The sequence below is a fragment of the Bacillus sp. FSL R5-0416 genome (genome assembly GCF_037975425.1).
Taxonomy (GTDB): domain Bacteria; phylum Bacillota; class Bacilli; order Bacillales; family Bacillaceae; genus Bacillus; species Bacillus subtilis.
Genome location: NZ_CP150252.1, coordinates 3,345,882 through 3,370,769, shown reverse-complemented (window position 1 = coordinate 3,370,769; position 24,888 = coordinate 3,345,882). Strand labels below are relative to the sequence as shown.

The following is a 24,888-nucleotide window of genomic DNA, read 5'->3' as shown; positions in this document are numbered from 1 at the left end:
ATGAAAGCGGAGGATACGAAGTGGCACAGGTAAGGCTAGCTGGAAAACAAGAAGAAATTGAACAGCTCATTAGATCATTTGAAAAGCATTATGATGTCTCTTATACATCAAAGGAGTACGGAAGGACGAATCCAAAATACAAATATTCAAAGGATTCCCGCGTATATCTTGAATTAAAATTAAAATCTGCCAAGATCGAAAAATAAAAAGGATTTTTTGTGTCATTGGCGAATTATGATCTATTGAAGCAACCGTTATGGAGGGATACATAAATGGAATACAGAATTGAACGAGACACCATGGGAGAAGTAAAAGTTCCTGCTGATAAATTTTGGGGCGCCCAAACACAGCGAAGCAAGGAGAACTTTAAGATCGGTTCTGAAAAAATGCCGATGCGTGTTGTGAAGGCGTTTGCAATATTAAAACGAAGCACTGCTCTAGCTAATAAACGCCTCGGTAATCTGGACGCTGAAAAAGCAGAAGCGATTGCAGCGGTTTGTGATGATGTGCTCAAAGGCAAGTACGATGACAACTTCCCGCTTGTCGTATGGCAGACCGGAAGCGGCACACAAAGCAATATGAACATGAACGAAGTGGTAGCCAACCGTGCGACTGCTTTATTAAAAGAGAAGAACTCTGATCAAACGATTCATCCAAATGATGACGTGAACCGAAGCCAAAGCTCAAACGACACATTCCCGACGGCGATGCATGTTGCCGCTGTTTTGGCTGTTTACGAGCAGCTTGTGCCGGCGCTTGATCAGCTTCGCAATACACTGGATGAAAAAGCAAAAGCATACAATGATATTGTCAAAATCGGACGCACGCATCTTCAGGATGCTACGCCACTGACCCTCGGACAGGAAATCAGCGGATGGGTTCACATGCTGGACCGTTCGAAGGAAATGATTTTGGAAGCGACAGATAAAATGCGTGCGCTTGCAATTGGTGGAACGGCTGTCGGAACGGGTATCAACGCCCACCCAGAGTTTGGAGAGCTTGTCTCAGAAGAGATCACTAAGCTGACCGGCCAAACGTTCAGCAGCTCGCCGAATAAATTTCACGCGCTGACAAGCCATGACGAAATCACTTATGCGCATGGCGCATTAAAAGCGCTTGCGGCTGACTTAATGAAAATCGCGAACGATGTCAGATGGCTCGCAAGCGGACCTCGCTGCGGCATCGGGGAGATCGTCATTCCTGAAAATGAGCCGGGAAGCTCTATTATGCCTGGTAAAGTCAACCCGACACAAAGCGAAGCGTTAACAATGATCGCAGCGCAAATCATGGGGAACGATGCTACAATCGGCTTTGCTGCGAGTCAGGGAAACTTTGAACTGAACGTGTTTAAGCCTGTTATTATTTACAACTTCCTGCAATCTGTGCAGCTGCTCAGTGACGGCATGAATTCATTCCATGATAAATGTGCTGTCGGTATTGAGCCTAATAAAGAAACCATTCAGGAAAACCTGTCAAATTCATTAATGCTTGTTACGGCGCTGAACCCGCATATCGGTTATGAAAACGCGGCGAAAATCGCCAAGCTTGCACATAAAGAGGGATTGACGCTCAAAGAAGCAGCTTTGAAGCTTGAATTGCTGACAGAGGAGCAATTTAACGAAATGGTTAAGCCGGAAGACATGGTAAAACCAAAGGCGTAATAGTAAGAAAGAACGGCTGCTTTTTAAGCAGCCGTTCTTCTAAATATGTTGCTGTTTTAATAAATATTTAAGCTGTTCCGCATCTTTGGCGAGAGCTTCAGACTCCGTCAGATTATGAATCATTCCTTTTATGATCGCCAGCTTCGGTGTTTTTTTCTTCATTTCTGCTTCAAGTATGTCCAAGCTCTCCGATAATTCAAGAGAGGAGTTTGTGTTTAAGCTGTTAATTTTGTCACGTAGGCTTTTCACAATCGATTCAGTCAGCGGGTCAGGCCGTCCGTGCGTAAGAGGCCCGAATAAAGAGCTCGCCTCTTCCAATGTGATGAAAGGCTTATCGTTTCGTTCAGACATGCCTTTTACCATATCATCAATTCGATTCATAATGATATCAGCTAATTGAGACGGCTTCACAGTGTACCCGAGCAAAATCATGCATTCCAGGTAAATCTGGCTGATGCCCTCTATTAAAAAACAAAGCTCAGCAGTGTACGGTTCCGCTTTTTTTCCATAGATGTTCAGCAGGCTGTCGATATGAAATTGAAGTGAGGACTGGCGGATTTTTTTTGCGCATTGCTCCACTTCTTCTGTGTAAGGCAGAGAACCCTCCTTCAACTGCATGCTGATAAAATCTTTGTGTTCAAGAATGTTTTCATAGAGGACGGTCAGCTGTTTACGGTAAGCCGTTCTGGGGCTGTCGCCCTTCGTTTTAATATTTAAAATTCGGGTAAACGTTTTATCATAATAGTAGTTCAGCATAGAGAGAAGAAGCGCTTCTTTCGAAGGAAAATAAATATAAAAAGCGCCTTTAGATATTTTGCACTCTTTTGCGATTTCCTGGACTGATGTTGAGTTGTATCCTTTTTGGGCAAATAGTTTTAAGGCTGTTTCAATAATCAGTTTTTCTTTTTCCTTCAATGGTTCCACCCTTTCGGAGCCCGGAGGCCTGCTAGGATATGACCATATAGTCACACCGTCTGTTATAAAATTAACCTTATTGTAACTTGTTTTTTTATCATGTATTATTTATATTATAAATTGAGATGACCGAATGGTCAAAGCTCAAGCGAAAGGGTGAATCTAGAATGAGAGAATTGGACGAAATGATCAGCCGCTTGCGAAACAGAGGAATCAAAGTGGAGAAAGTCAAATATCCGAAGCAGACCTTGTCAGAGAAAAAATGGGTTCATCAATGCAAACAGCCGCTCAAAACAAATTACAGAGATTTTAACGGCTATTCTTTCACATAAAAAAATAGACTGCAAAACATCTACAGTCTATTTTGGCACTGCTATGCGGTATGTTACACCCGTTTTGTCATTTTCAATTGAGATAGATGCCTTATGAAGAGTTAAAATTCGTTTTACGATGCTTAGACCAATGCCGAATTCGCCTTTCTTCCCTTTATTAAAAGGCTCATAGAGGCTGGAGAGCATCTCATCTTCAATATGCGGACCGTCATTTTTAATGGTGATCACGATATTTCGATCATCTTGTTTCATGCTGATTTCTATTTTTGTCTCAGCATAGCGGATTTGATTTTCTAGAATGTTTTCGAGGAGTTTGTTCCATTGCTCCGGATCGCCCGGCATCAAAATATCCTCTTCTACATCAATTTCCCACGATAGTTCTTTCCGCGCCCACTTCAATCGTTCGATGACTTCTTCTGTCACTTCCACAATACTGAACATGTCGTGCTGCACTTTTTGCTTCGCTAAATAATCCAGCTTCGTTAAATATAATAAATCCTTTATTTTTTTCTCCAGCTTAAGAGCTTCGCATTCAATAACATCTACAGTGTTTTCAAGGTCTCCTTTGGGAAAAATCCCGTCTTTAATTGATTGTGTATAGCCTCTGATGACCATGACCGGCGTTTTTAAATCATGAGAGATATTTTGCAATAGAGTTCTTTCTGTTTCATCCTTTTGCACAAGCTTTTGGCGCATCTCTTCGATGGTATGGCCCAATTTGCCGATTTCATCTTTCCGGTCCACTTTTACTGGGTCATCCCAATCCTGTTCAGAAATCCGTTTGACGTGTTTTTCAAATGATACAAGAGGCCTTGATAAATACTTTGCAAGCCAAATAGCCGGAATCCAGCTTAATAAAATGACGACAGCTATAATAAACAGAAGCTGTTTGAACAAGGTATAGGCCAAATCGTCCCGATAAGAATCAAGCGCGTAAGAGAGCATCATCGCTGATTGTCCATTGACTGAAAGTCCCTTTTTAATGACAAAAAACACTTTCTCTCCATTGACGTCGGCGCTGTAACGTTTCTTTTTAGCTTCCTGCTTATCAGCCAGCTTGTACACCTTGTGGATAAATGAAGATGACAGAATGCTTAAATCCTTGTCTGAAGAAGCCTCTTCATTTTCAGGAAGGAGCACGTGCTGTACGGAGCGGACAGTTGTCGGTGCCGTCGCTTCCTCGCTGTAATAGCGCCTTTCAATCGAACCTGGCAGGCGGTACTCTGTCAGAACATGCTGCTCATTTTCAATCGTCGTATACGTTTCATTAGTGAAAAAATCTCGCAGCGTGTTTGAAAATAACACAAGCAGTAAAATCGATATCGCTAACAGGATGCCGGATATGACAACCCATATCTGAAACGCGAGCGGCTTGTTTTTCATGATGACATCATCCTGTAGCCGAAACCGTAAATCGTCTCCACCTTCAATTCAGGCATCTTTCTGCGCAGTCTCCGGACGAGATCATCAACGACCCGGTCTGTTCCGAAGTAGTCATGTCCCCACACTTTTAGGAGGATATCCTCACGAGAGTACGGATGCCCTTTATGATGGATAAATAATAGCAGCAGATCAAATTCCTTTGACGTCAAATTGATGATATTCCCGTTTTCGTCATAAACCTCGCGGGCGTCTTCAGCAACCCGATACGAGGAGACGGCAATTTCATTTTTTTGGACAGGAGGAGCTTCCTTATATACGAGCTGCAGCAGCTTTTGCACACGGATAATCAGCTCCCGCGGCAGAAACGGCTTGGAAATGTAGTCATTGCTGCCAAGCTCTAAGCCAAGCACTCTGTCAATATCCGCATCTCGGGCGGAAATAAAAATGACCGGCACGTCAGGATCTTTCGCCTTGATTTCTTTTATTAATGTATAGCCGTCGGTATCCGGCAGCATGATATCGAGAATCCATAGGTGGGGAGACGGTGTCATTTTCTTTCTGGCGTCTTCACCTTTCGTAAAAGATGTAATGTTCCAGCCCTCATTCTCTAAATACTTCGTCAGCAGTTCATTCAGGTTATCCTCATCTTCAACTAGATAAATGGTGTATGACAAGGCTCTTCACATCCTTTCAACGTCATTATAAACTAGTTTTAACATACGGCAGGCAATTTTCATAATTTCACATATTCTTTTCATTTTTATCCCACAATGTTTGTTTATGATATGTATAAGGGAAGAAAGGAAGAGAAAAAGAGCGAGGAAGATGTAGGATGATCAAACATATTCTATTTTGGTGCTTTGCTTTTCTCCTCATTATTGGGACAATTGAACTTGTACATGCGATGAATATGTAACGATAAATGAATAACCGTTAAAGGAGTGTAAGAACATGGATTATCGACGTGATGGCCAAAACGATCAACATCAAACTGAACCTTCACATACAGAACAGCAGAATACAGAAAACCAGAAGCTGATTGGACATTCTGAACAAGAATTGCTTGACGCGCCTGTGTCGTATGAAGCGGGACGGCAGGAAACGGCTTCTGCTTTAGAAATGGAAAAGCAAGAAACGGCTGTGAAAAAAGAAAAGAAACGGAGAGCCGCATGGCTGAGCCCGATTTTAGGCGGTATTATCGGCGGGGGCCTCATGCTTGGCATCGCGCCTTATCTGCCGTCAGACCAAAATCAGGCGACCGAAACCGCTTCCGCAAATAAACAGGTGCAGTCTGATAATTTTACAACGGCGCCGATAACGAACGCATCAAACATCGCTGATATGGTAGAGGATTTAGAGCCTACGATTGTCGGAATCTCAAATATCCAAACCTCTCAAAATAACACATTCGGCACGGGAGGAGGCTCCAGCTCAGAAAGTGAAAGCGGAACCGGGTCAGGTGTTATTTTCAAAAAAGACAGCGATAAAGCGTATATCATTACAAACAACCATGTCGTTGAAGGCGCGAACAAGCTGACTGTTACGCTATACAACGGAGAAACGGAAACTGCCAAGCTTGTCGGCAGCGATACCATTACTGATTTGGCAGTTTTGGAAATCAGCAGCAAGAACGTCAAAAAAGTGGCGAGCTTTGGTGATTCTTCACAGCTGCGCACTGGCGAAAAGGTAATCGCTATCGGTAACCCGCTCGGACAGCAGTTTTCCGGTACGGTGACACAAGGCATCATTAGCGGACTGAACCGGACAATTGATGTGGATACAACACAAGGGACGGTGGAAATGAACGTGCTGCAAACCGATGCAGCGATCAATCCGGGGAACAGCGGAGGCCCATTAATCAATGCAAGCGGCCAGGTCATCGGCATCAACAGCTTGAAGGTGAGCGAAAGCGGCGTGGAATCACTTGGATTTGCGATCCCAAGCAATGATGTCGAGCCGATTGTTGACCAGCTGCTGCAAAACGGGAAGGTGGACCGTCCGTTTTTAGGCGTGCAGATGATTGACATGTCACAAGTTCCTGAAACCTATCAGGAAAATACGCTCGGCCTGTTTGGAGATCAATTGGGCAAAGGTGTTTATGTAAAAGAAGTTCAAGCAAATTCGCCGGCAGAAAAAGCAGGTATTAAATCTGAGGATGTCATTGTCAAACTAAACGGTAAAGACGTGGAAAGCAGTGCGGATATCCGTCAGATCCTTTACAAAGACTTAAAAGTCGGAGATAAAACAACAATCCAAGTGCTGCGAAAGGGAAAAACGAAAACGTTGAACGCGACACTGACCAAGCAGACAGAAAGCAGTTCAAGCTAAGAAAAAAACAAAAAGCTGAACCCAAATAGGGTTCAGCTTTTTTTATCCTAAGTAAGAGGAAAGCATCCACACTTGTTTTTCAACTTCTTCAATTAATCCGACAAACAAGTCCGCTGTCGCATTGTCTTGATTTTCTTCAGCCAGGCCGATCACGAATTTAGATTCGCTGCTGATTTGTTTGTAGTCGTTTACCAATGCTTGTACCATTTCTGAAGCTGATGTTTCGTTTCCGTCGTCTGTGATAGATGCATGCTCAGTGTATTCTTTCACTGTGGCAACAGGCTGTCCGCCAATCGCCAGCAGGCGCTCAGCGATGGTATCCACTGTTTCAGCCGCATGGTCATAAAGTTCTTCAAATTTCTCGTGCAATGTAAAGAAATGAGGCCCTTTCACATACCAATGAAAACGGTGGAGCTTAGAGTATAAAAGAAACCAGTTTGATAATTGTGTGTTCATTGAATTCTCAACTAATGTTTGATTTGTTTTTGCGTTTTCAGTTTTCATAAGATAACGTCCTCCTTGTGATCTGTTGACTTAATTATATCATATACTAAATAAAAATCAATACTAAATTATAATAATTATAATTTAGATCAGCTGAATAGCTTTTTCTTCAGGATAGACTCCCACGCAGACCAAGGAAAAAGCGATCGGAACAGCAGGGTGAGCTTGATGCCCTTTCCGATCGGGTATCGCAATTTCTTGATATGCTGTTTTGTTGCCAATTGATAAATGAGGTCGGCAACCTCTTGGGGATCTCCGCTTTCTTCTCCGTTTTTTTCAACGTAGGAAAGGATCTTTTTATAGTATTGATGATAGGCTGAATCGTCAGCAGGCACCGACATAAAATTTGATAATGACGTTGACCAGATCGATGTCTTGTATGAGCCCGGCTCGATCAAAGCGGTTTCGATACCGAACGGAAGCAGCTCGATACGCAGGCTTTCAGAAAAACCTTCCAATGCATGCTTAGAAGAAACATATGGTGACAGCGCTGGGAATCCGGTCAGTCCGCTGATGCTGCTCACGTTTATAATCTTTGCGCCGCCATGCTTTCTTATGTAAGGCAGCACGGTTTTTGTCACATGGATCACTCCGAAGACGTTCGTTTCAAATTGTTGTCTGAAATGTTCCATCGGCACATCCTCGACAAAACCTCCATAAGCCGTTCCGGCGTTGTTAACGAGTAAGTCGATCGGGGCGTAAGCACTAACGGCTTTTCCGAATGAGACTATAGATTGTTCATCGGTGACATCGAGAGCTGTAATGAGAATGGAATCAGACACATTGTGTGCTGCAGCCAATTCCCGAAGCTGTTCCGCTTTTTCAGGCTGTCTTGATGTGGCTATCACGAAAAATGATCGGGCAAGCTTTACAGCTGCCAGCAGACCGAAGCCGCTGGACGCTCCTGTTACGATGGCTATTTTTTTATTCATCCTATACCTCCTATTAAACTGCTATAGCTATTGTACAATCTTGAACAGGAAATGACGTCTGTAAAAAGAAATTTTTATACAACAATTCAGAATTGTTCTATAATAGAACAAAAGAAGGAAAGGGGTTTTGTGATATGGCGCTGCAAGGGGTAGGCCAAAGATGGGATCTTGATTCATTTTTTAAGGGCGGGAGCCAATCGGAAGAATTCAAAGGATATATTGAGAAGCTGTCACAAAGTCTGCGTGCATTTCAAGACAGGACTGATGCGTTTCAGGTGCCTGAATCGCCTGAAGAGGCTAAAGGGCTGACCGCGTTGCTTGATTTATTCGAACAGACATCCGTCAAGCTTCAGCAGGCCGGCGCGTTTGTTGCCTGCCTCCAGGCCCAGAATATCAATGATCAAAAGGCTATAGAGCATCAGGCACTCATGAACCGGCTTTCCGCAGATTTTCAATCGTCGCTCGTTACATTAGATCATAAACTTGTAGACATTGATCAAGATGTGTGGAATGAGTTGTTAACAAAACCGGGATTACGCGATGTATCTTACATATTAAATGAAAGAAGACAGAGGGTTGCCGAAAAGCTTAGCCCAGGTAAAGAAAAACTGATTGGAAACCTTGCGGTGGACGGATATCACGCTTGGAGTGACTTATACAATATGGTTGTCGGGAAAATGACGATCCCGTATGAGGAAAACGGTGAAAACAAGCAATTGTCTGTCGGTCAGGCGGAGAATATGATGGACCATCAAGACCGTGTTGTCAGAAAAACAGTATATGAACGTTTCCGCCAAGCTTGGGAGAGCAAGCAGGATCTTTTCAGCAGCACGCTGAATCATTTGGCGGGATTCCGGCTTGAAACCTATAAAGCGCGTGGCTGGGAGAATGTCCTGAAGGAACCGCTGCAAATCAACAGGATGAAAAAAGAAACACTTGATACGATGTGGCAGGTCATCACTGAAAACAAGAAGCCGTTCGTTCAGTTTTTGAACCGGAAAGCATCCATGCTCGGCCTTGAAAAACTCAGCTGGTACGATGTTGAGGCACCGATCGGTTCTGACGGAAAGGTCTATTCGTATGATGAAGCCGCAAATATCATTACCAGCCAGTTTTCAACGTTTGGCAAAAAACTGTCCTCATTCACTGAAAAAGCGTTTCGGGACGGCTGGATTGAGGCGGAAGACAGGGGTGGAAAAAGAGTCGGCGGCTTTTGCACCAGTTTTCCTGACAGCGGGGAATCCCGAATTTTCATGACATTTTCGGGCAGCGCCTCAAATGTCTCTACTCTTGCGCATGAACTCGGGCACGCGTTCCATCAGGAAGCAATGCTCAACGTCAGGCCGTTAAACCGTTCCTACGCCATGAACGTTGCAGAAACAGCTTCAACGTTTGCAGAGATGATAGTGGCGGACGCGACTGTCCAGCAGGCCGAGACCAAGGAAGAAAAGCTTGTTCTTCTGGAGGATAAAGTGCAAAGAAGCGTTGCGTTCTTCATGAACATTCACGCAAGATTTCTATTTGAAACGAGATTCTACGAGGAACGAAAGCGGGGAGTGGTACCGGCCAGCCGCTTGAATGAGCTGATGGAAGAGGCGCAAAGAGAGGCATACTGCAATGCGTTAGAAGAATATCATCCGCTTTTTTGGGCATCAAAACTTCACTTTCACATCACGAGGGTGCCGTTTTACAATTTCCCTTATACATTCGGCTACCTGTTTTCTCTTGGCATTTACGCGCTGGCGCTTGAAGAAAAAAACGCATTCGAAGAGAAGTATATGGCGCTATTGCGAGATACGGCTTCTATGACAGTGGAGGATTTGGCGATGAAGCATTTGGGTGCTGACATTACGAAGCGCGATTTCTGGGAGAATGCAATCAAGCTGGCTGTGCGTGACGCCGAAACCTTTTTACAAATGACCGAATCTTAAAGAAAAGCCGTGGCGTTATATGCCCCGGCTTTTTCAATTCTTCTCTGAATGAGGATTTCATTCTCTGGATATACCTAAAATAAATGGAATCCTACAGGGGGGAGAAACATATGCATTTGATCAGAGCAGCCGGGGCTGTATGTCTCGCAGTGGTTCTGATTGCGGGCTGCCGTTTCAATGAAGACCAGCAGCAGGCAGAAGGAGAAAATACAGCCGTCACCCAGCTGAAGTCCGTTCCCTACAGCAATTTTTCGCTTCGTGTGAGCTACGGGGATGGTGAGCATAACCGTTATGAAGGAATCTATACAAAGAACGGGACTCAGGAAAAAGCGGAAATACAGGATAAGCTCTCCGGTGTCAATCAGGAGGGAGAAGAAGCATTGGATGAGATGAAAATGATTTTGAGCGAGCTTTCCGTGACAGACCAAATGGCTGAAACAGAAGTGATACACAGTGTGCTGGCAGCATTTAATCTGGACAGTCATTATGATCATATCGATTTAAAATTGAAGCTGAAGGACGGCTCCATCAGAGAAATCAAGAAGTAATCTTGTGATAAAAAACCCATAAACGTCAATTATGTCCATAAAACTAATTGAAAATGATTTTCAAAGTCAGTGTTTTCTGCTACAATGAGGGATATATGACCATATCAAATGGCTGAATATCAGAATCACTTGCATTGATGACAATTGACTTAAAAGCATGTATATAGAAAACGTGCAATACATAGTGCTGCTAAAAAGCCAGCAAAAAGGAGCGGTTATGGGTATGAGTGCAATTTCTACAGAAACGCTGAGCTTAGGATACGGGGATGCCGTTATTATTGATGAGTTGAATTTAACAATTCCCAAAGGTGAAATTACCGTATTTATTGGCAGCAATGGCTGCGGAAAATCGACACTTTTACGTTCATTAGCGCGCCTGATGAAGCCGAGAGGCGGTTCAGTGCTGCTGGAAGGAAGAGCGATTGCCAAGCTTCCGACGAAGGAAGTCGCAAAAGAGCTCGCAATCCTGCCTCAAGGTCCTTCGGCTCCTGAGGGGCTGACGGTGCATCAGCTGGTGAAGCAAGGAAGATATCCTTACCAAAACTGGCTGAAGCAGTGGTCAAAAGAGGATGAGGAAGCAGTTGAAAGAGCGCTTAAAGCAACAAAGCTTGAGGACATGGCTGACCGCGCCGTTGATTCTTTGTCAGGCGGACAGCGCCAGCGGGCTTGGATTGCGATGACGCTTGCCCAGGAAACGGATATCATCCTTCTTGACGAGCCGACGACGTATTTAGACATGACGCATCAAATTGAAATTCTTGATTTGCTGTTTGAGCTGAATGAAAAGGAAGGCCGGACGATTGTTATGGTACTCCATGACTTAAACTTGGCGTGCCGCTATGCGCATCATCTTGTGGCCATAAAAGATAAACGGATTTATGCAGAAGGCCGTCCGGAAGAGGTCATCACTTGTGATCTTGTGCAAAATGTATTTTCTATGAACTGTCAGGTTACACAGGACCCGCTCTTCGGAACGCCTCTTTGCATTCCTCATGGCAGGGGCAGATGCATTGTCCAGGAAGCGGCTTTCACATCGCATGGATAAATAACGCAGCGAAGGAGCTTTCAATTGAGAAAGCTCCTTGCTGTTTTTTCGAAAGGAAGATGGCAAATGGAACAAAAACTTCAGGAGCAGCTGGATGGATTGCTGGAGAAGTATACTGAGCTTCTGCTTGGTGAGACAAACGATGAGCTAAAAGAAGAAGTGAAGCAATGGATTTTGTACACCCATATAGCCAAAAGCATGCCTCCGCTCGCTAAGCATTGGAATGCGACATACCCTGATGCAAAGCAGGGCATTAAAGAGATCATTCAGCATATTAAGGAATTAAATGAAGCGCATCGAAACAAACAATAGCCAAAAAGCAATCTGTTCATTATTGCAGACTGCTTTTTTGTGATTCAGCCGTTTTATCTGGCGTAAAGGAATCCATAAAGGTTCTCAGCGCGCTGCTGATAAACGAATCTTTTCGAACAATAAACTCTGTTTTCATCTGGCTGAGCGCTTCAGGCAGCGGGTACAATCGAATTGATCCTTCTGCTTCATGTTTCTGCACAACCGTTCTTGGCAGCAACGAGATGCCAAGACCTGCTGTAACTCCGCCGATAATTGCTTCAAGCGTCCCAAATTCCATAATGACCGGCTGTGTGACACCGACGGAACGCAGCCATTTTTCAAGTGTTTCTCGATACGAACAGCCTGTGCTGTAAACGAGAATCGGCTTTGTGATGGCTTCCTCAACATCGGGCACGGAGGCAGCCGAAACAACTACTGGTTCTTCTTCAAACGCAGGATAGGATTCGAGCTCAGGATGATGGCATTCGCATCCGATAAACGCGCCATCCAATTCATAACGAAGAACTTTATCAAGGAGAAATTGCGTATGTCCTGTTGTTAAAGATAGCTGGACGTTTGGATGTTCTTCATAATAAGATGCCAGGAGCTTTGGAAGCCTTACCGCGGCGGTTGTCTGAGTGGAGCCGATCATAAGCGGCCCGCTTGGTTCTGCGGAGGATGAGAGCGCTTTAGACGCTTCATCAAGCAGGCCTATAATTTTATTTGCGTAGTCCAGCAGCAATTTTCCGCTTGCAGAAAGTGTCATGCCCCGATTATGGCGCAAAAACAGTGTGGTACCCAGCTCAGCTTCCAATTGTTGAATTCTGGCCGTGACATTCGATTGTACATAGCCAAGCTGCAGGGCTGCTTTCGTAATGGTCCCTTCACGAGCTACCATTTGAAACACACGTAAATCTCCGCTTTCCATTTTGAACTCCTCCGTTCGTTTGCTATCAATCTAAGTGATATCTAGTATCTTTAACAATCATTATACGTAACATCAAAGCTGGATTACAATGGAATCAGAAATATACTTTAGTCAACAGCAAGGAGTGGCGGCAATGAATGTCTTGAACAAAATAGCTCTCGTAACGGGGGGCGGCACAGGAATCGGAAAAGCAGCCAGTATGGAATTGGCAAAGCGCGGGGCGATTGTGGCGGTGAATTATTCACGCTCGCAATCAGAAGCGGAGGAAACAGTGGAAAAGATTCGAAAAGCTGGCGGGCAAGCCTTCGCCATCCAAGCAGATGTATCCAAAAACAGCGACGTGCAGGATATGGTTCAATCAATCGTGAAAACATACGGCCCGATTGATATTTTAGTCAACAATGCCAGCATTACACGGCATATTCCAATGGATAATCTTGAGGCTGCGACAGAAGACATATGGGATGAGCTGTATGCCGTCAATGTGAAAGGGATGTTTTTCTGCGCGCGGGCAGTGGCTCCGTTCATGAAGAAAAGCAAGGCCGGGGCGATCGTAAACGTCGGCAGCATCGCAGGGGTAACTGGTGCCGGCTCATCTATGCCTTATGCAGTATCAAAATCGGCGGTGCACGGTTTAACGAAATCATTGGCCCACGCCTTAGCGCCTGAAATCAGAGTGAGCGGTGTAGCACCAGGAGCTGTGGCAACGAGATGGTGGGCCGGCCGGGAAGAAAAAATGAAAAGCATGATCGGCTCTTTGCCGCTGCAGTGTATTGCTGAACCAGATGATGTTGCCAAATTGATTTGTTCACTAATTGAACAGGAATCACTCACAGGCCAAATTATCACAATTGACAGCGGACAGACGCTGTAAAGAAAGGGGTGCAGGGAGATGCCATTTGTACAGATTCATTTACGGTCGGGAAGAAGCGAAGCGTGGCTTCAAAAACTGAGCAGGACTGTCCACCAATCGATGATTGAAGAAATCAATGTGCCGGAAGATGACTATTTTCAAGTCATCAGACAATATGAAAAAAGCGAATTTTTTTATGATCCATTTTATCTCCAAGTCGAGCGTACTGATGAACTGATATACATTCATTTTACACTGAAACAGTCAAGAACAACTGAACAGAAAAAAGCACTTTACCGCTCAATCGCGAGCCGGATTCATTCCGAGCTTGGTGTCAGAAAAGAAGATGTGTTTATCATGCTGGCCGGAAATCAGGCTGAGGATTGGTCTTTCGGAAATGGAAGAGCCCAGATGATTGAATAAAAAACCCCGCGGATTGATACCCGCGGGGTGCTCTATTAATGGGAAGGTGATTCAACGGCTTTTGCCGCCTTCTCTTTTTCTTGTTGGTCTTCCGCTTTCTTATTTGATAGCTTGATAGGTTTTAAGAACAAGGTGAATACGGCTCCGACTGCGATAAAGATCAGGCCCGTATAAAACACGCTGTGGAGCGAATCCATCAACGATGTTTTTAAAATCGGCACAATATGGGATGAGAAAGCCGCAGGGATTTGTTTGACCGCGTCCGGACTGAACAGTGATTGCAGCAGCCCTTGCGGATTTGTATCAATCATACCCTTTAGCTGGGCGGCAAACGAGCTTGCCTGTGCCGGAAGAGAGTCTAAATATGGAACCAATTTATCTGTTAATAGATTTCCTGATCTCGCATTCATTACGGCTCCCAGCATGGTAATGCCGAATGTTCCGCCGATAGAACGGAAGAATTGGCTGGATGAAGTGACAACTCCAAGCTCCTCCTTCGAAAAGCTTTCCTGTAAAGCCAATGTCAGAATCGGCATAACAAGACCCATTCCCAGACCAATAATCGCCATAAAAGATGTAGCGACAAGCTTGCTCGTGTCGAGATCCAATGTCGTTAACAGCAGGAATCCGCCGGCCATAACCAGCATGCCTGCAATGATTTGCGGTTTAATCCCGATTTTATAAACAAGCTGTCCGCCGATGATACTTGTGATAATCATAGAAATCATCATCGGTGTCATAATTGTACCCGATTCAGACGCACTTACACCGACAATTCCCTGCATAAAGAAAGGAACAAACGTAATGGCGCCAAACATACCGATACTCATAAAGAAGCCGATCAAGTTTAGAAATGTAAATGTTCTGTTTTTAAATAAATACATTGGCAGGATTGGCTCTTTTGCTTTTGATTCTACGATGATAAAGCTGACAATGCCGATCAGTGCGAGAGCGAACAACCCAAGAATCTGCCATGAATCCCATGCATAATCTTTTCCGCCAAAGCTTAAGGCGAGCAGGAGGCTGACCACACCGACAATCATTGTGAAAATACCAGCGATATCGAAGTTGATCGGCCCAGTCTGCTGGCGTCCCTGTAATCCCCTGGCAATAAAAATAACCGCAATAATTCCGACTGGCAGGTTAATATAGAAAACCCATTTCCAGTTTAACGAGTCTACAATCCAGCCGCCGATTTGCGGCCCAATCACTGAAGCCAGCCCGTAAATTGCGCCAAAGACACCTTGGAATTTAGCACGCTGTTTTCCTGTGAACAAGTCACCGATGACAATCATCGCCATCGGCATCATGATGCCTCCGCCGATTCCCTGCAGTCCACGGAAGATAATCAATTCCGTCATGTTGTTGGCCATTCCGCACAAAGCAGAAGCGGCCATGAAAATAATTAAACCTGATACATAGACAATGCGGCGTCCCAATAAATCAGCCAGTTTACCGGCAATTGGAACAATGGTTGTTGATGTTAACAAATATGCCGTTGTCAGCCAGGTCATCATGCTCAAACCGCCCAGATCACCGACAATTTTCGGCATGGCCGTTCCGACAATAGTACCGTCAAGGGCTGAAAAAAACATGGCAATAATTAAGCCTGTTATTAATAACGTTCGTTTTGATTGTTTGCCTTCTTTACTCATTTTCATCCGTTTCCTCTTTTCATGTTTTGCTTTTCATCCGTTTCTGCTGCTTGTGCGAGCTTTGCAGTAATATGCGCCGCCTGCAGCATTTCCTCCTCCGTCAAAAAGGAAAGGTAGCGCGCCATAATGGCCTTTCTGCCTGCCAAAACCTCCTCGAACTTTCTGTCTCCTTCGTCAGTAAGACTGAGATCAATCACTCGCCTGTCTTTTGTGTTGTGTGTTCTGGCGATAAGATTTTTTTGTTCAAGGCGATCTGCCATCAGCGTCACCGCGCTTGGCTTCACCTCCATACGCTCGGCAATTTCAGAAATTTTGAGGCTGCCGTGTTTCTTTAGGCTGGCCAGCACAAACAGCTGCGCTGGGGTGACACCTTGTTTCTCCATGCTTTCCAGCATTTCAGGCTGTATCTTTTGAAAGAGCGCCTGAAGCGATAATTGAATATCGGACATTAACTGATCCGCACTCTTCATATTCATTTCCCCTCTGTTACATACACTGTATATATATTTTAATGACAAAATAGTTAATGCTTATTAAATATAAATAAGCGTAAATGAAAAGTCAACTGATTTTACACAAAAAAAGGATAGATGCCCGAAAGAACATCGTATCCTTTTTACTAATGTTGTTATTGCTGATAAGGAGACTGCTGCTGAATGGTCTGCTGGAATTTTTGATAGGACTGCTGCAGCTTTTGTGCATCCTCCGCTTCAACAGAATACCATCCATATTGGAACATGAGATCATATAGTTTTCTTTGCGCTTTTTGTGACTCATCAAAAATGGATTGAATATCCTGATAAAGAGACTCGTGGCTGAATTCGTGCAAAGCAGTGCAATAAGCTGTTGTCATGTATTTTTCGGTTGTCAGCAATTCGTTGACGAAATCTCTGTCATTCATTTCCGATGTTGTCGGTACAGGTGTCTGCGGGTTGCTGATTTTTTGATTTTGCTGATTCATTCTGGCGCCTCCTTATTGGATGTAGCCGGACTGCTGCTGGCCTGGCTGCAGGTGCTTTAATATTCTTTGATAGTGATCATGATGCATGTGTCCGACGCGGTCGAGTTCTTGCTTTAACGTTTGATCCTGGCACTGCTGCGCCATGAAATGCGCTTTTTTCATCGCGAGCAAATTCCAGTTCAGCATGTCATTGAGATACAAATGATCCTTTGTCGAAATAACGGAAGGCGGCATTTGAGATTGCTGCTGATTATCCATTGTGATCCTCCTTTGGTTTCTGTTCATTTTATAGTTTCCTTCAGACTGGGAGTTATATACAGGGTTTTGAAGATGACGGCGGGAGGGAGTCGGATGTTGAGACATGTGTTTTTATTCTTATCTCAAAATAAAACACTTACCAAGTTCGCAAAAGCATACGGAACGCGGCTTGGAGCACGAAGGTTTGTCGCAGGGGATACGATTGAATCGGCGGTTAAGACCGTCAAAAGGCTAAACAGATCCGGTTTGTGTGCAACAATTGATTATTTAGGCGAGTATGCAGCTTCGGAAAAAGAAGCAAACCAAGTCGCAGAGGAATGCAAGAAAGCCATTCAAGCCATTGCCGAACATCAATTGGACTCAGAGCTTTCACTTAAGCTGACCTCAATCGGGCTCGATCTTTCAGAAGAACTTGCTCTTACTCATTTGCGCGCCATTCTTTCCGTTGCGAAGCAATATGATGTTGCTGTTACCATTGATATGGAAGACTATTCCCATTATGAACAGACACTTTCTATTTACAGGCAATGCAAACAGGAATTTGAGAAGCTCGGCACGGTCATTCAGGCGTATCTGTACCGGGCGGCAGAAGATATCAGAAAGATGCGGGACTTAAAGCCGAATCTCAGACTTGTAAAAGGCGCTTATAAAGAATCTGCGGCCGTAGCGTTTCCCGACAAAAGAGGAACGGACCTTCATTTTCAGAGCTTAATAAAGCTGCAGTTGTTAAGCGGGAACTACACGGCTGTCGCCACACATGACGATGACATCATTGCATTTACGAAACAGCTCGTCGCCGAACATCAAATCCCCGCGTCGCAATTTGAGTTTCAAATGCTATACGGCATCAGGCAGGAGCGTCAGAAGGAACTCGCCAAGGAAGGCTACAGAATGCGTGTGTATGTCCCATATGGAACGGACTGGTTCAGCTACTTTATGAGAAGAATTGCCGAACGGCCTGCCAATGCAGCGTTTGTGTTAAAAGGAATTTTGAAAAAGTGAAAGCAGCCGCGGGAAGCAGCTGCATTATGATTGTTCCATGTTATGTTTTTTATACTGCTGATTTTGACTTGTCCGTTTTCCGCCGCCGTAATGCTGAGTCGGACCGGCATCTCCTTTTACGCTCGCCGCGCTGACTGCCGCTGAAGACGGATTTTTTTTCTCTCGTACCATTCCCTTCACCTCCGGACTTAAGTTGCCCGACTTTTATAGGCTTCATACAAAAAAATAACAAATTAGCTATTGAAGTCGAACCGGAAATCTTTTAAGATGAAAGAAGAAACGGGTTTCATTTTTTTTGGTCAAAAAATGAATGACTATTCATTCAATGTTCAAGGGGGATATCTCATGCACAAACACATTCGGAAGGCAGCCGTTTTAGGATCGGGGGTAATGGGTTCCGGGATTGCGGCGCATTTGGCTAACATCGGAATTCCTGTCCTGCTGCTAGATATTGTGCCGAACGATTTGACAAAGGAAGAGGAAAAAAAGGGGCTGACGAAGGACAGTCCGGAGGTGCGCAGCAGGCTGAGCCGGCAGGCGGTGAAAAAACTGCTGAAACAAAAGCCCGCTCCCCTCACATCAGCGAAAAATACCTCCTATATTATACCGGGCAATCTGGAGGATGATGCAGAAAAACTGAAAGAAGCAGATTGGATTATTGAGGTCGTTGTCGAAAACCTTGAAGTCAAAAAGAAAATTTTCGCTCTTGTGGATGAACATCGAAAGACTGGAAGCATCGTCTCAAGCAACACATCCGGCATATCAGTGCAGGAAATGGCTGAAGGCCGGTCGGATGATTTTAAAGCCCATTTTCTCGGAACGCATTTTTTTAATCCCGCACGCTATTTAAAGCTGCTGGAGATCATTCCGATTAAGGAAACGGATCCTGATATTTTAAAGTTTATGACAGCTTTCGGAGAAAATGTCCTCGGGAAAGGCGTTGTTACAGCAAAGGACACACCGAACTTTATCGCAAACCGAATCGGGACTTACGGGCTTCTCGTGACAGTCCAAGAAATGCTGAAAGGCGGTTATCAGGTCGGGGAGGTTGATTCGATCACAGGACCGCTGATCGGCAGGCCGAAAAGCGCCACCTTTAGAACGCTTGATGTGGTCGGCCTCGATACATTCGCCCACGTTGCCCGAAATGTGTATGACAAAGCTGATGGCGATGAAAAAGAAGTGTTTCGCCTTCCAAGCTTCATGAACGATATGCTGGAAAAAGGGTGGATCGGAAGCAAGGCCGGCCAAGGCTTTTATAAAAAAGAAGGAAAAACGATTTATGAGCTTGACCCAGTGACGCTTACTTACGGCGAGCGGACAAAAATGAAATCACCGGCACTTGAAGCGGCAAAACAGGCAAAAGGGACAAAAGTCAAAATGAAAGCGCTTATTTATTCGGATGACAGGGCCGGCCGTTTGCTGTGGAATATCACTTCTCAAACCCTGCTTTACTCAGCCGAGCTGCTTGGCGAGATTGCCGACGATATTCATGCGATTGACCAAGCCATGAAGTGGGGATTCGGCTGGGAACTGGGACCTTTTGAGATGTGGGACGCCATCGGCCTCAGGCAGTCAGCGGAAAAGCTCGAGCAGCTTGGAGCAGATATGCCTGGCTGGATAAAAGAGATGCTGGACAAAGGAAATGAAACCTTCTACATCAAAGAGAACGGAACGGTATTTTATTATGACCGCGGCGAATACAGAGCCGTGAAAGAAAACAAAAAACGAATTCATTTACAAGCACTTAAAGAAACAAAAGGCGTGATTGCGAAAAACAGCGGAGCAAGCTTAATTGACCTTGGAGATGATGTCGCCCTTCTTGAATTTCATTCGAAAAGCAATGCGATCGGCCTCGATATCATTCAAATGATCAACAAAGGATTAGAGGAAACAGAGCGGAATTACAAGGGCCTTGTCATCGGCAATCAAGGGAAAAATTTCTGCGTCGGCGCGAATCTCGCCATGATCTTAATGGAAGTCCAAGATGACAACTTTTTGGAAGTTGATTTTGTGATCCGCCGTTTTCAGGAGACGATGATGAAGATCAAATACAGTGCGAAACCGGTCGTCGCCGCGCCATTTGGCATGACGCTCGGCGGAGGAACGGAAGTATGCCTGCCTGCGGCGCGCATTCAAGCGGCAAGCGAAGCCTATATGGGCCTTGTTGAATCAGGTGTCGGCCTCATCCCTGGCGGAGGGGGAAACAAAGAGCTGTACATCAATCATCTACGCCGCGGCCTTGATCCGATGAATGCGGCAATGAAAACATTTGAAACGATTGCGATGGCGAAAGTGTCCGCTTCCGCTCAAGAGGCTCGTGAGATGAACATCTTAAAAGAAACGGATCACATCAGCGTGAATCAAGACCACCTGTTATACGATGCGAAGCAGCTGGCCGCATCTTTATACGATACCGGCTGGCGGCCGCCTGTAAAAGAAAAGGTCAAGGTGCCGGGAGAAACCGGTTATGCAGCACTATTGCTTGGCGCTGAGCAGATGAAGCTGTCCGGCTATATATCTGAGCATGATTTCAAGATCGCGAAAAAACTCGCTTATGTCATTGCGGGCGGAAAAGTGCCGTTTGGTACAGAGGTTGATGAAGAGTATTTATTGGAGATCGAAAGAGAAGCGTTTTTGAGTTTGGCAGGAGAGGCAAAATCTCAAGCGAGAATGCAGCATATGCTTGTGAAAGGTAAACCTTTACGGAATTAGGAGGGAGCTTATGAAAGAGGCAGTCATTGTGTCAGGTGCAAGAACACCGGTTGGAAAAGCAAAAAAAGGATCGTTGGCCACCGTTCGCCCGGATGATTTGGGAGCGATTTGTGTAAAAGAGACACTGAAACGTGCAGGCGGTTACGAAGGCAATATTGACGATTTGATTATTGGCTGTGCAACGCCTGAAGCGGAGCAGGGGCTTAATATGGCGAGAAATATCGGTGCGCTCGCGGGCCTGCCGTACACAGTTCCGGCGATTACAGTTAACCGTTATTGCTCTTCAGGCCTTCAGTCTATTGCATATGCAGCAGAAAAAATTATGCTCGGCGCCTACGATACAGCGATCGCCGGCGGAGCGGAATCCATGTCGCAAGTACCGATGATGGGGCATGTTACCCGTCCGAACCTTGCTTTGGCAGAAAAGGCACCGGAATATTATATGAGCATGGGCCACACAGCCGAGCAAGTCGCGAAAAAATACGGCGTCTCCCGTGAGGATCAAGACGCGTTTGCCGTTCGCAGCCATCAAAACGCCGCTAAAGCCCTTGCAGAAGGAAAATTTAAAGATGAAATTGTACCCGTAGAAGTGACGGTGACAGAAATTGGAGAAAACCATAAGCCTCAGGAAAAACAATTTGTATTTTCTCAGGATGAAGGTGTTCGCCCGCAAACGACTGCAGACATCTTATCGACATTGCGCCCGGCCTTTTCCGTTGACGGGACGGTGACTGCGGGCAATTCTTCGCAGACAAGTGACGGAGCGGCGGCTGTCATGCTGATGGACCGGGAAAAAGCCGATGCTCTTGGCCTGGCGCCACTTGTGAAATTCCGCTCCTTTGCCGTAGGCGGCGTGCCGCCGGAAGTGATGGGAATCGGACCGGTGGAAGCAATTCCGCGCGCTTTGAAGCTTGCCGGACTTCAGCTGCAGGACATCGGCTTGTTTGAACTGAATGAAGCTTTTGCCTCACAGGCCATTCAAGTAATCAGGGAATTGGGAATTGATGAAGAAAAAGTGAATGTCAACGGGGGCGCAATCGCGCTTGGACACCCGCTTGGCTGTACGGGCACAAAGCTTACACTCTCACTCATCCATGAAATGAAACGGAGAAACGAGCAATTTGGAGTCGTGACCATGTGTATCGGCGGCGGGATGGGAGCGGCCGGTGTATTTGAATTATGCTAAAGGGGGAAAAACAAATGGCAAAAAAAGCGGCTGAAGTACAAAAAGGCGGCGGATTTTTAATCGAGGATGTCACATACGATCAAATGTATACACCGGAGGATTTCACTGACGAGCATAAAATGATTGCGAAAACAACGGAGGATTTCATCGAGCAAGATGTTCTCCCTCATATAGATGATATCGAAAACCACCAATTCGAGCATTCTGTCAGACTGTTGAAGAAAGCGGGCGAACTAGGGCTGCTTGGCGCCGATGTGCCGGAAGAATACGGAGGACTCGGCCTAGATAAAATCAGCTCGGCACTCATCACTGAGAAATTTTCGCGTGCGGGAAGCTTTTCTCTTTCTTATGGCGCGCATGTCGGTATCGGTTCCTTGCCGATCGTCTTTTTCGGGTCAGAAGAACAAAAGAAAAAATATTTGCCTGGACTCGCTTCAGGCGAAAAGATCGCCGCTTATGCTCTGACTGAGCCTGGCTCTGGGTCTGATGCACTTGGAGCAAAAACAACAGCTGTGCTGAATGAAGCAGGAACCCATTATGTATTAACAGGGGAAAAACAGTGGATTACCAACTCTGCTTTTGCCGATGTATTTGTGGTTTACGCTAAGGTAGACGGCGACAAGTTTTCAGCCTTTATTGTAGAAAAAGAGTTCCCGGGTGTCTCCACGGGACCGGAAGAAAAGAAAATGGGAATCAAGGGATCATCGACAAGAACCCTCATTCTGGATCAAGCTGAAGTGCCAAAGGAAAACCTGCTCGGAGAAATCGGCAAAGGGCATGTCATCGCCTTTAATATTTTAAACATCGGCCGTTACAAACTGGCGGTTGGCACAATCGGCGCATCTAAACGCGTCATCGAGCTGTCTGCGGCATACGCAAATCAGCGCCGCCAATTTAAAACGCCGATTGCTGGTTTTTCATTGACACAGGAAAAAATCGGGACAATGGCCTCAAGGCTGTATGCGATGGAAAGCTCTGTATACAGAACCGTCGGGCTGTTTGAAGACAATATGAGCCAGTTCACGGCCGAAGATCTCAAGGACGGCCGGCAAATCGCCAAATCGATTGCGGAATACGCCATCGAATGCTCTCTGAATAAGGTATTCGGCTCTGAAACGCTTGATTATATCGTTGATGAAGGCGTGCAGATTCATGGAGGCTACGGCTTTATGCAGGAGTACGAAGTAGAAAGGGCCTATAGGGATTCAAGGATCAATCGGATTTTTGAAGGCACAAACGAAATCAACAGGTTAATCGTGCCAAGCACCTTCCTGAAAAAAGCGCTTAAAGGCGAGCTGCCTTTATTCGAAAAAGCGCAGTCGCTGCAGGAAGAACTCATGATGCTTATGCCTGAAGAGCCTGGAAGCGGCGTCTTAGAGCAGGAGAAATATATCGTCAAGCAAGCCAAAAAAATTGCGTTGTTTGCTGCCGGCCTAGCCGCGCAAAAATACGGAAAAGCGATCGATCGTGAGCAAGAAATTCTCGTGAACGTAGCGGATATCGTCAGCAATGTATACGCAATGGAATCAGCCGTGCTCAGAACGGAAAAGGCCATTGCCGCACAAGGCGCTGAAAAAGCAGCGCAAAAGGTGCTGTACACAGAAATTTTCGTTCAAGAGGCCTTTAACGAAATTGAAGCGCATGCGAAGGAATCCCTTATCGCAATGGAAGAAGGAGATTCACTCCGCATGATGCTTTCCGCTCTGCGCAAGCTGACGCGCGTAACGCCTAAAAACGTGATTCAGAAAAAACGCGAGGCGGCGGCAGGCATTTTTGAGGCTGAGAAATATACTGTCTGATTGGCCAAGAGCTCCGAATGCGCGGAGCTCTTTTTTAAGAAGCACTGTTTTAGGTTTTTAAAACAAACTGTGTTAAAATAACCTCGATTATTTTATTGAGGGGGAAGAAGATGTCGTTAACTTTTTACTGGTACCCTAAATGCGGAACGTGCCGCAAAGCAAAGAAGTGGCTTGAAGAGCATGGAAAAGAAATAAACGAAATACATATTGCTGAGCAGCCGCCAAGCAAAGAAGAATTAAAAGCGCTTTATGAAAAAAGCGGGCTGGATCTCAAGAAATTTTTCAACACGAGCGGCATGAAATACCGCGAACTCAATCTCAAGGAAAAGCTGTATCACATGTCAGAGGACGAACAGCTCGAGCTGCTGGCTTCAGATGGCATGCTGATCAAACGCCCGCTTACAACAGACGGTGAAAAAGTGACTGTCGGATTTAAAGAAGACCAATTTGAAGAAAACTGGGCTTAATGTAAATTTTTTTTGAAAAGTGTGGTATCTTCTTATTGTAGTGCTGTAAAAAATGGAGGGATTCAATTGAGCATACCAAAAGATTTGCGTTACTCAGGAGAACACGAGTGGGTAAAAGTTGAAGGAGAAAAAGCCAGAATCGGAATTACGCATTTTGCCCAGTCCGAACTAGGCGACATCGTGTTTGTCGAACTTCCTGAAGTGGGCGCTGAAATCAAAGCGGACGAGCCATTCGGCAGTGTTGAATCCGTTAAAACGGTATCTGAGCTTTATGCACCGATTAACGGAACGGTTGTGGAAGTAAACGAAGATCTTGATGACAGTCCGGAATTCGTCAACGAATCTCCGTACGAAAAAGCATGGATGATCGTCGTTGAGCCAACTGACGCTTCTGAAATTGAAAAACTGATGACAGCAGAGCAATACGAAGAGATGACACAAGAAGACTAAAACAGGATAGCCGTAAAAGCAATTGGACACGCTAACGTTATGGGAGGTGTCCAATATGGCTTTCGACAAACAAAAGCTCGATGTCACCAATGACGTGACAGGCCGCTTTCAAAATGGCCGGCTCTCGTTATATCATGATAATGAGATGATCGGCCAAATGACAAGCATGAATGAATATGAGCTTAAGTCCGGTTATTCCTTTGAAAATGAGAAATTTTATAAGACAGCCGATGTGGTCTCTGGAGACGACGCAAAATATGTAGATTGTGACTACGAAAACGGCTGGTGTTAATGTTGGCGGTGAATTTCACTGCCTTCTTT

At 45.2% G+C, this 24,888-nt stretch carries 28 protein-coding genes; 17 read left to right on the top strand and 11 right to left on the bottom strand.

All coding sequences use genetic code 11. From position 1 onward, the window contains the following. Positions 1 to 20 precede the first annotated feature (20 nt). Positions 21 to 206 (top strand): YvzF family protein, encoded by a 186-nt coding sequence (locus NYE20_RS18005; RefSeq protein WP_003221676.1) that lies wholly within the window; start codon positions 21 to 23, stop codon positions 204 to 206. Positions 207 to 272: 66 nt separating this feature from the next. Then, a complete protein-coding gene (gene fumC, locus NYE20_RS18000) occupies positions 273 to 1,661 on the top strand; it encodes a class II fumarate hydratase (protein WP_003228523.1) in 1,389 nt (462 codons plus the stop codon). Between the two features lie 39 nt (positions 1,662 to 1,700). Here fumC and NYE20_RS17995 read toward each other — a convergent pair whose 3' ends face one another. After that, on the bottom strand, positions 1,701 to 2,576 hold the full coding sequence (locus NYE20_RS17995; protein ID WP_003243192.1) for a TetR/AcrR family transcriptional regulator: 876 nt from the start codon (positions 2,574 to 2,576) through the stop codon (positions 1,701 to 1,703). A 167-nt stretch (positions 2,577 to 2,743) separates the two neighbouring features. Here NYE20_RS17995 and spxO point away from each other — a divergent pair, with 167 nt between their 5' ends. Beyond that, a complete protein-coding gene (spxO, locus tag NYE20_RS17990) occupies positions 2,744 to 2,908 on the top strand; it encodes an anti-adapter protein SpxO (protein ID WP_003221681.1) in 165 nt (54 codons plus the stop codon). Between the two features lie 27 nt (positions 2,909 to 2,935). Here spxO and cssS read toward each other — a convergent pair whose 3' ends face one another. After that, positions 2,936 to 4,291 carry a secretion stress-responsive two-component system sensor histidine kinase CssS gene (cssS, locus tag NYE20_RS17985; protein WP_003228527.1) on the bottom strand — a complete coding sequence of 452 codons (1,356 nt, stop codon included), beginning with the start codon at positions 4,289 to 4,291 and terminating at the stop codon, positions 2,936 to 2,938. Further along, complete coding sequence (gene cssR, locus NYE20_RS17980; protein ID WP_003228529.1) at positions 4,288 to 4,965, bottom strand: secretion stress-responsive two-component system response regulator CssR; 678 nt, start codon at positions 4,963 to 4,965, stop codon at positions 4,288 to 4,290. Before cssR ends, cssS begins: the two co-directional genes overlap by 4 nt. A gap of 277 nt (positions 4,966 to 5,242) precedes the next feature. Here cssR and htrB point away from each other — a divergent pair, with 277 nt between their 5' ends. Beyond that, positions 5,243 to 6,619, top strand: coding sequence for a serine protease Do-like protein HtrB (gene htrB / locus NYE20_RS17975; protein WP_032726833.1), 1,377 nt, complete (start codon positions 5,243 to 5,245; stop codon positions 6,617 to 6,619). A gap of 42 nt (positions 6,620 to 6,661) precedes the next feature. Here the strand turns inward: htrB and mrgA are convergent, their stop codons facing one another. Both mrgA and NYE20_RS17965 read right to left on the bottom strand, forming a co-directional pair. After that, complete coding sequence (mrgA, locus tag NYE20_RS17970) at positions 6,662 to 7,123, bottom strand: metalloregulation DNA-binding stress protein MgrA (protein ID WP_064671603.1); 462 nt, start codon at positions 7,121 to 7,123, stop codon at positions 6,662 to 6,664. An 89-nt stretch (positions 7,124 to 7,212) separates the two neighbouring features. Next, positions 7,213 to 8,055 carry an oxidoreductase gene (locus NYE20_RS17965; protein ID WP_141949169.1) on the bottom strand — a complete coding sequence of 281 codons (843 nt, stop codon included), beginning with the start codon at positions 8,053 to 8,055 and terminating at the stop codon, positions 7,213 to 7,215. Between the two features lie 134 nt (positions 8,056 to 8,189). Here NYE20_RS17965 and NYE20_RS17960 point away from each other — a divergent pair, with 134 nt between their 5' ends. From NYE20_RS17960 to NYE20_RS17945, 4 genes are all read left to right on the top strand, one after another. Beyond that, complete coding sequence (locus NYE20_RS17960; protein WP_161621269.1) at positions 8,190 to 9,986, top strand: M3 family oligoendopeptidase; 1,797 nt, start codon at positions 8,190 to 8,192, stop codon at positions 9,984 to 9,986. Positions 9,987 to 10,096: 110 nt separating this feature from the next. Beyond that, entirely contained in the window at positions 10,097 to 10,534 is a 438-nt protein-coding gene (locus tag NYE20_RS17955; protein ID WP_014477935.1) for a YusW family protein, read from the top strand. A 217-nt stretch (positions 10,535 to 10,751) separates the two neighbouring features. Continuing rightward, positions 10,752 to 11,579, top strand: a complete 828-nt coding sequence (locus tag NYE20_RS17950) for an ABC transporter ATP-binding protein (protein ID WP_080265401.1) — start codon at positions 10,752 to 10,754, stop codon at positions 11,577 to 11,579. Between the two features lie 24 nt (positions 11,580 to 11,603). After that, positions 11,604 to 11,891, top strand: a complete 288-nt coding sequence (locus NYE20_RS17945; RefSeq protein WP_021480568.1) for a YusU family protein — start codon at positions 11,604 to 11,606, stop codon at positions 11,889 to 11,891. A 19-nt stretch (positions 11,892 to 11,910) separates the two neighbouring features. Here the strand turns inward: NYE20_RS17945 and NYE20_RS17940 are convergent, their stop codons facing one another. Then, positions 11,911 to 12,798: a LysR family transcriptional regulator gene (locus NYE20_RS17940; RefSeq protein ID WP_021480567.1), complete on the bottom strand. Its 888-nt coding sequence runs from the start codon at positions 12,796 to 12,798 to the stop codon at positions 11,911 to 11,913. Between the two features lie 133 nt (positions 12,799 to 12,931). Here NYE20_RS17940 and NYE20_RS17935 point away from each other — a divergent pair, with 133 nt between their 5' ends. Beyond that, positions 12,932 to 13,672: an SDR family NAD(P)-dependent oxidoreductase gene (locus tag NYE20_RS17935; RefSeq protein WP_021480566.1), complete on the top strand. Its 741-nt coding sequence runs from the start codon at positions 12,932 to 12,934 to the stop codon at positions 13,670 to 13,672. A gap of 18 nt (positions 13,673 to 13,690) precedes the next feature. Continuing rightward, a complete protein-coding gene (locus NYE20_RS17930) occupies positions 13,691 to 14,074 on the top strand; it encodes a tautomerase family protein (protein ID WP_015251261.1) in 384 nt (127 codons plus the stop codon). A 35-nt stretch (positions 14,075 to 14,109) separates the two neighbouring features. Here the strand turns inward: NYE20_RS17930 and mdtP are convergent, their stop codons facing one another. The 4 genes from mdtP to NYE20_RS17910 all read right to left on the bottom strand — a co-directional run bounded on the left by mdtP (position 14,110) and on the right by NYE20_RS17910 (position 16,948). Beyond that, entirely contained in the window at positions 14,110 to 15,735 is a 1,626-nt protein-coding gene (gene mdtP / locus NYE20_RS17925; RefSeq protein WP_021480565.1) for a multidrug efflux MFS transporter MdtP, read from the bottom strand. Then, positions 15,732 to 16,199, bottom strand: coding sequence for a MarR family transcriptional regulator MdtR (gene mdtR, locus NYE20_RS17920; RefSeq protein WP_014480800.1), 468 nt, complete (start codon positions 16,197 to 16,199; stop codon positions 15,732 to 15,734). Before mdtR ends, mdtP begins: the two co-directional genes overlap by 4 nt. A gap of 158 nt (positions 16,200 to 16,357) precedes the next feature. Next, positions 16,358 to 16,690, bottom strand: a complete 333-nt coding sequence (locus tag NYE20_RS17915) for a spore coat protein (RefSeq protein WP_003222766.1) — start codon at positions 16,688 to 16,690, stop codon at positions 16,358 to 16,360. A 12-nt stretch (positions 16,691 to 16,702) separates the two neighbouring features. Further along, on the bottom strand, positions 16,703 to 16,948 hold the full coding sequence (locus NYE20_RS17910) for a hypothetical protein (protein WP_003228567.1): 246 nt from the start codon (positions 16,946 to 16,948) through the stop codon (positions 16,703 to 16,705). A gap of 93 nt (positions 16,949 to 17,041) precedes the next feature. Here NYE20_RS17910 and NYE20_RS17905 point away from each other — a divergent pair, with 93 nt between their 5' ends. Next, on the top strand, positions 17,042 to 17,950 hold the full coding sequence (locus tag NYE20_RS17905) for a proline dehydrogenase (protein ID WP_041333072.1): 909 nt from the start codon (positions 17,042 to 17,044) through the stop codon (positions 17,948 to 17,950). A 24-nt stretch (positions 17,951 to 17,974) separates the two neighbouring features. Here the strand turns inward: NYE20_RS17905 and NYE20_RS17900 are convergent, their stop codons facing one another. Further along, a complete protein-coding gene (locus NYE20_RS17900) occupies positions 17,975 to 18,121 on the bottom strand; it encodes a YuzL family protein (protein ID WP_003240817.1) in 147 nt (48 codons plus the stop codon). Positions 18,122 to 18,295: 174 nt separating this feature from the next. Here NYE20_RS17900 and NYE20_RS17895 point away from each other — a divergent pair, with 174 nt between their 5' ends. The 6 genes from NYE20_RS17895 (at position 18,296) to NYE20_RS17870 (ending at position 24,859) form a co-directional block, all read left to right on the top strand. Then, a complete protein-coding gene (locus NYE20_RS17895; RefSeq protein WP_326153770.1) occupies positions 18,296 to 20,665 on the top strand; it encodes a 3-hydroxyacyl-CoA dehydrogenase NAD-binding domain-containing protein in 2,370 nt (789 codons plus the stop codon). A gap of 10 nt (positions 20,666 to 20,675) precedes the next feature. Then, the gene (locus NYE20_RS17890) at positions 20,676 to 21,851 is read left to right on the top strand and encodes an acetyl-CoA C-acetyltransferase (protein ID WP_029318441.1); all 1,176 of its coding nucleotides are present in this window, start codon (positions 20,676 to 20,678) and stop codon (positions 21,849 to 21,851) included. A gap of 14 nt (positions 21,852 to 21,865) precedes the next feature. Next, the gene (gene fadE / locus NYE20_RS17885) at positions 21,866 to 23,650 is read left to right on the top strand and encodes an acyl-CoA dehydrogenase FadE (RefSeq protein ID WP_095315018.1); all 1,785 of its coding nucleotides are present in this window, start codon (positions 21,866 to 21,868) and stop codon (positions 23,648 to 23,650) included. 110 nt (positions 23,651 to 23,760) lie between these two features. Next, the gene (locus NYE20_RS17880) at positions 23,761 to 24,117 is read left to right on the top strand and encodes an arsenate reductase family protein (RefSeq protein WP_003222779.1); all 357 of its coding nucleotides are present in this window, start codon (positions 23,761 to 23,763) and stop codon (positions 24,115 to 24,117) included. A gap of 66 nt (positions 24,118 to 24,183) precedes the next feature. Continuing rightward, positions 24,184 to 24,567 carry a glycine cleavage system protein GcvH gene (gene gcvH, locus NYE20_RS17875; protein WP_014665312.1) on the top strand — a complete coding sequence of 128 codons (384 nt, stop codon included), beginning with the start codon at positions 24,184 to 24,186 and terminating at the stop codon, positions 24,565 to 24,567. A 55-nt stretch (positions 24,568 to 24,622) separates the two neighbouring features. Next, positions 24,623 to 24,859, top strand: coding sequence for a YusG family protein (locus NYE20_RS17870; protein WP_003228581.1), 237 nt, complete (start codon positions 24,623 to 24,625; stop codon positions 24,857 to 24,859). Positions 24,860 to 24,888: the final 29 nt, after the last annotated feature.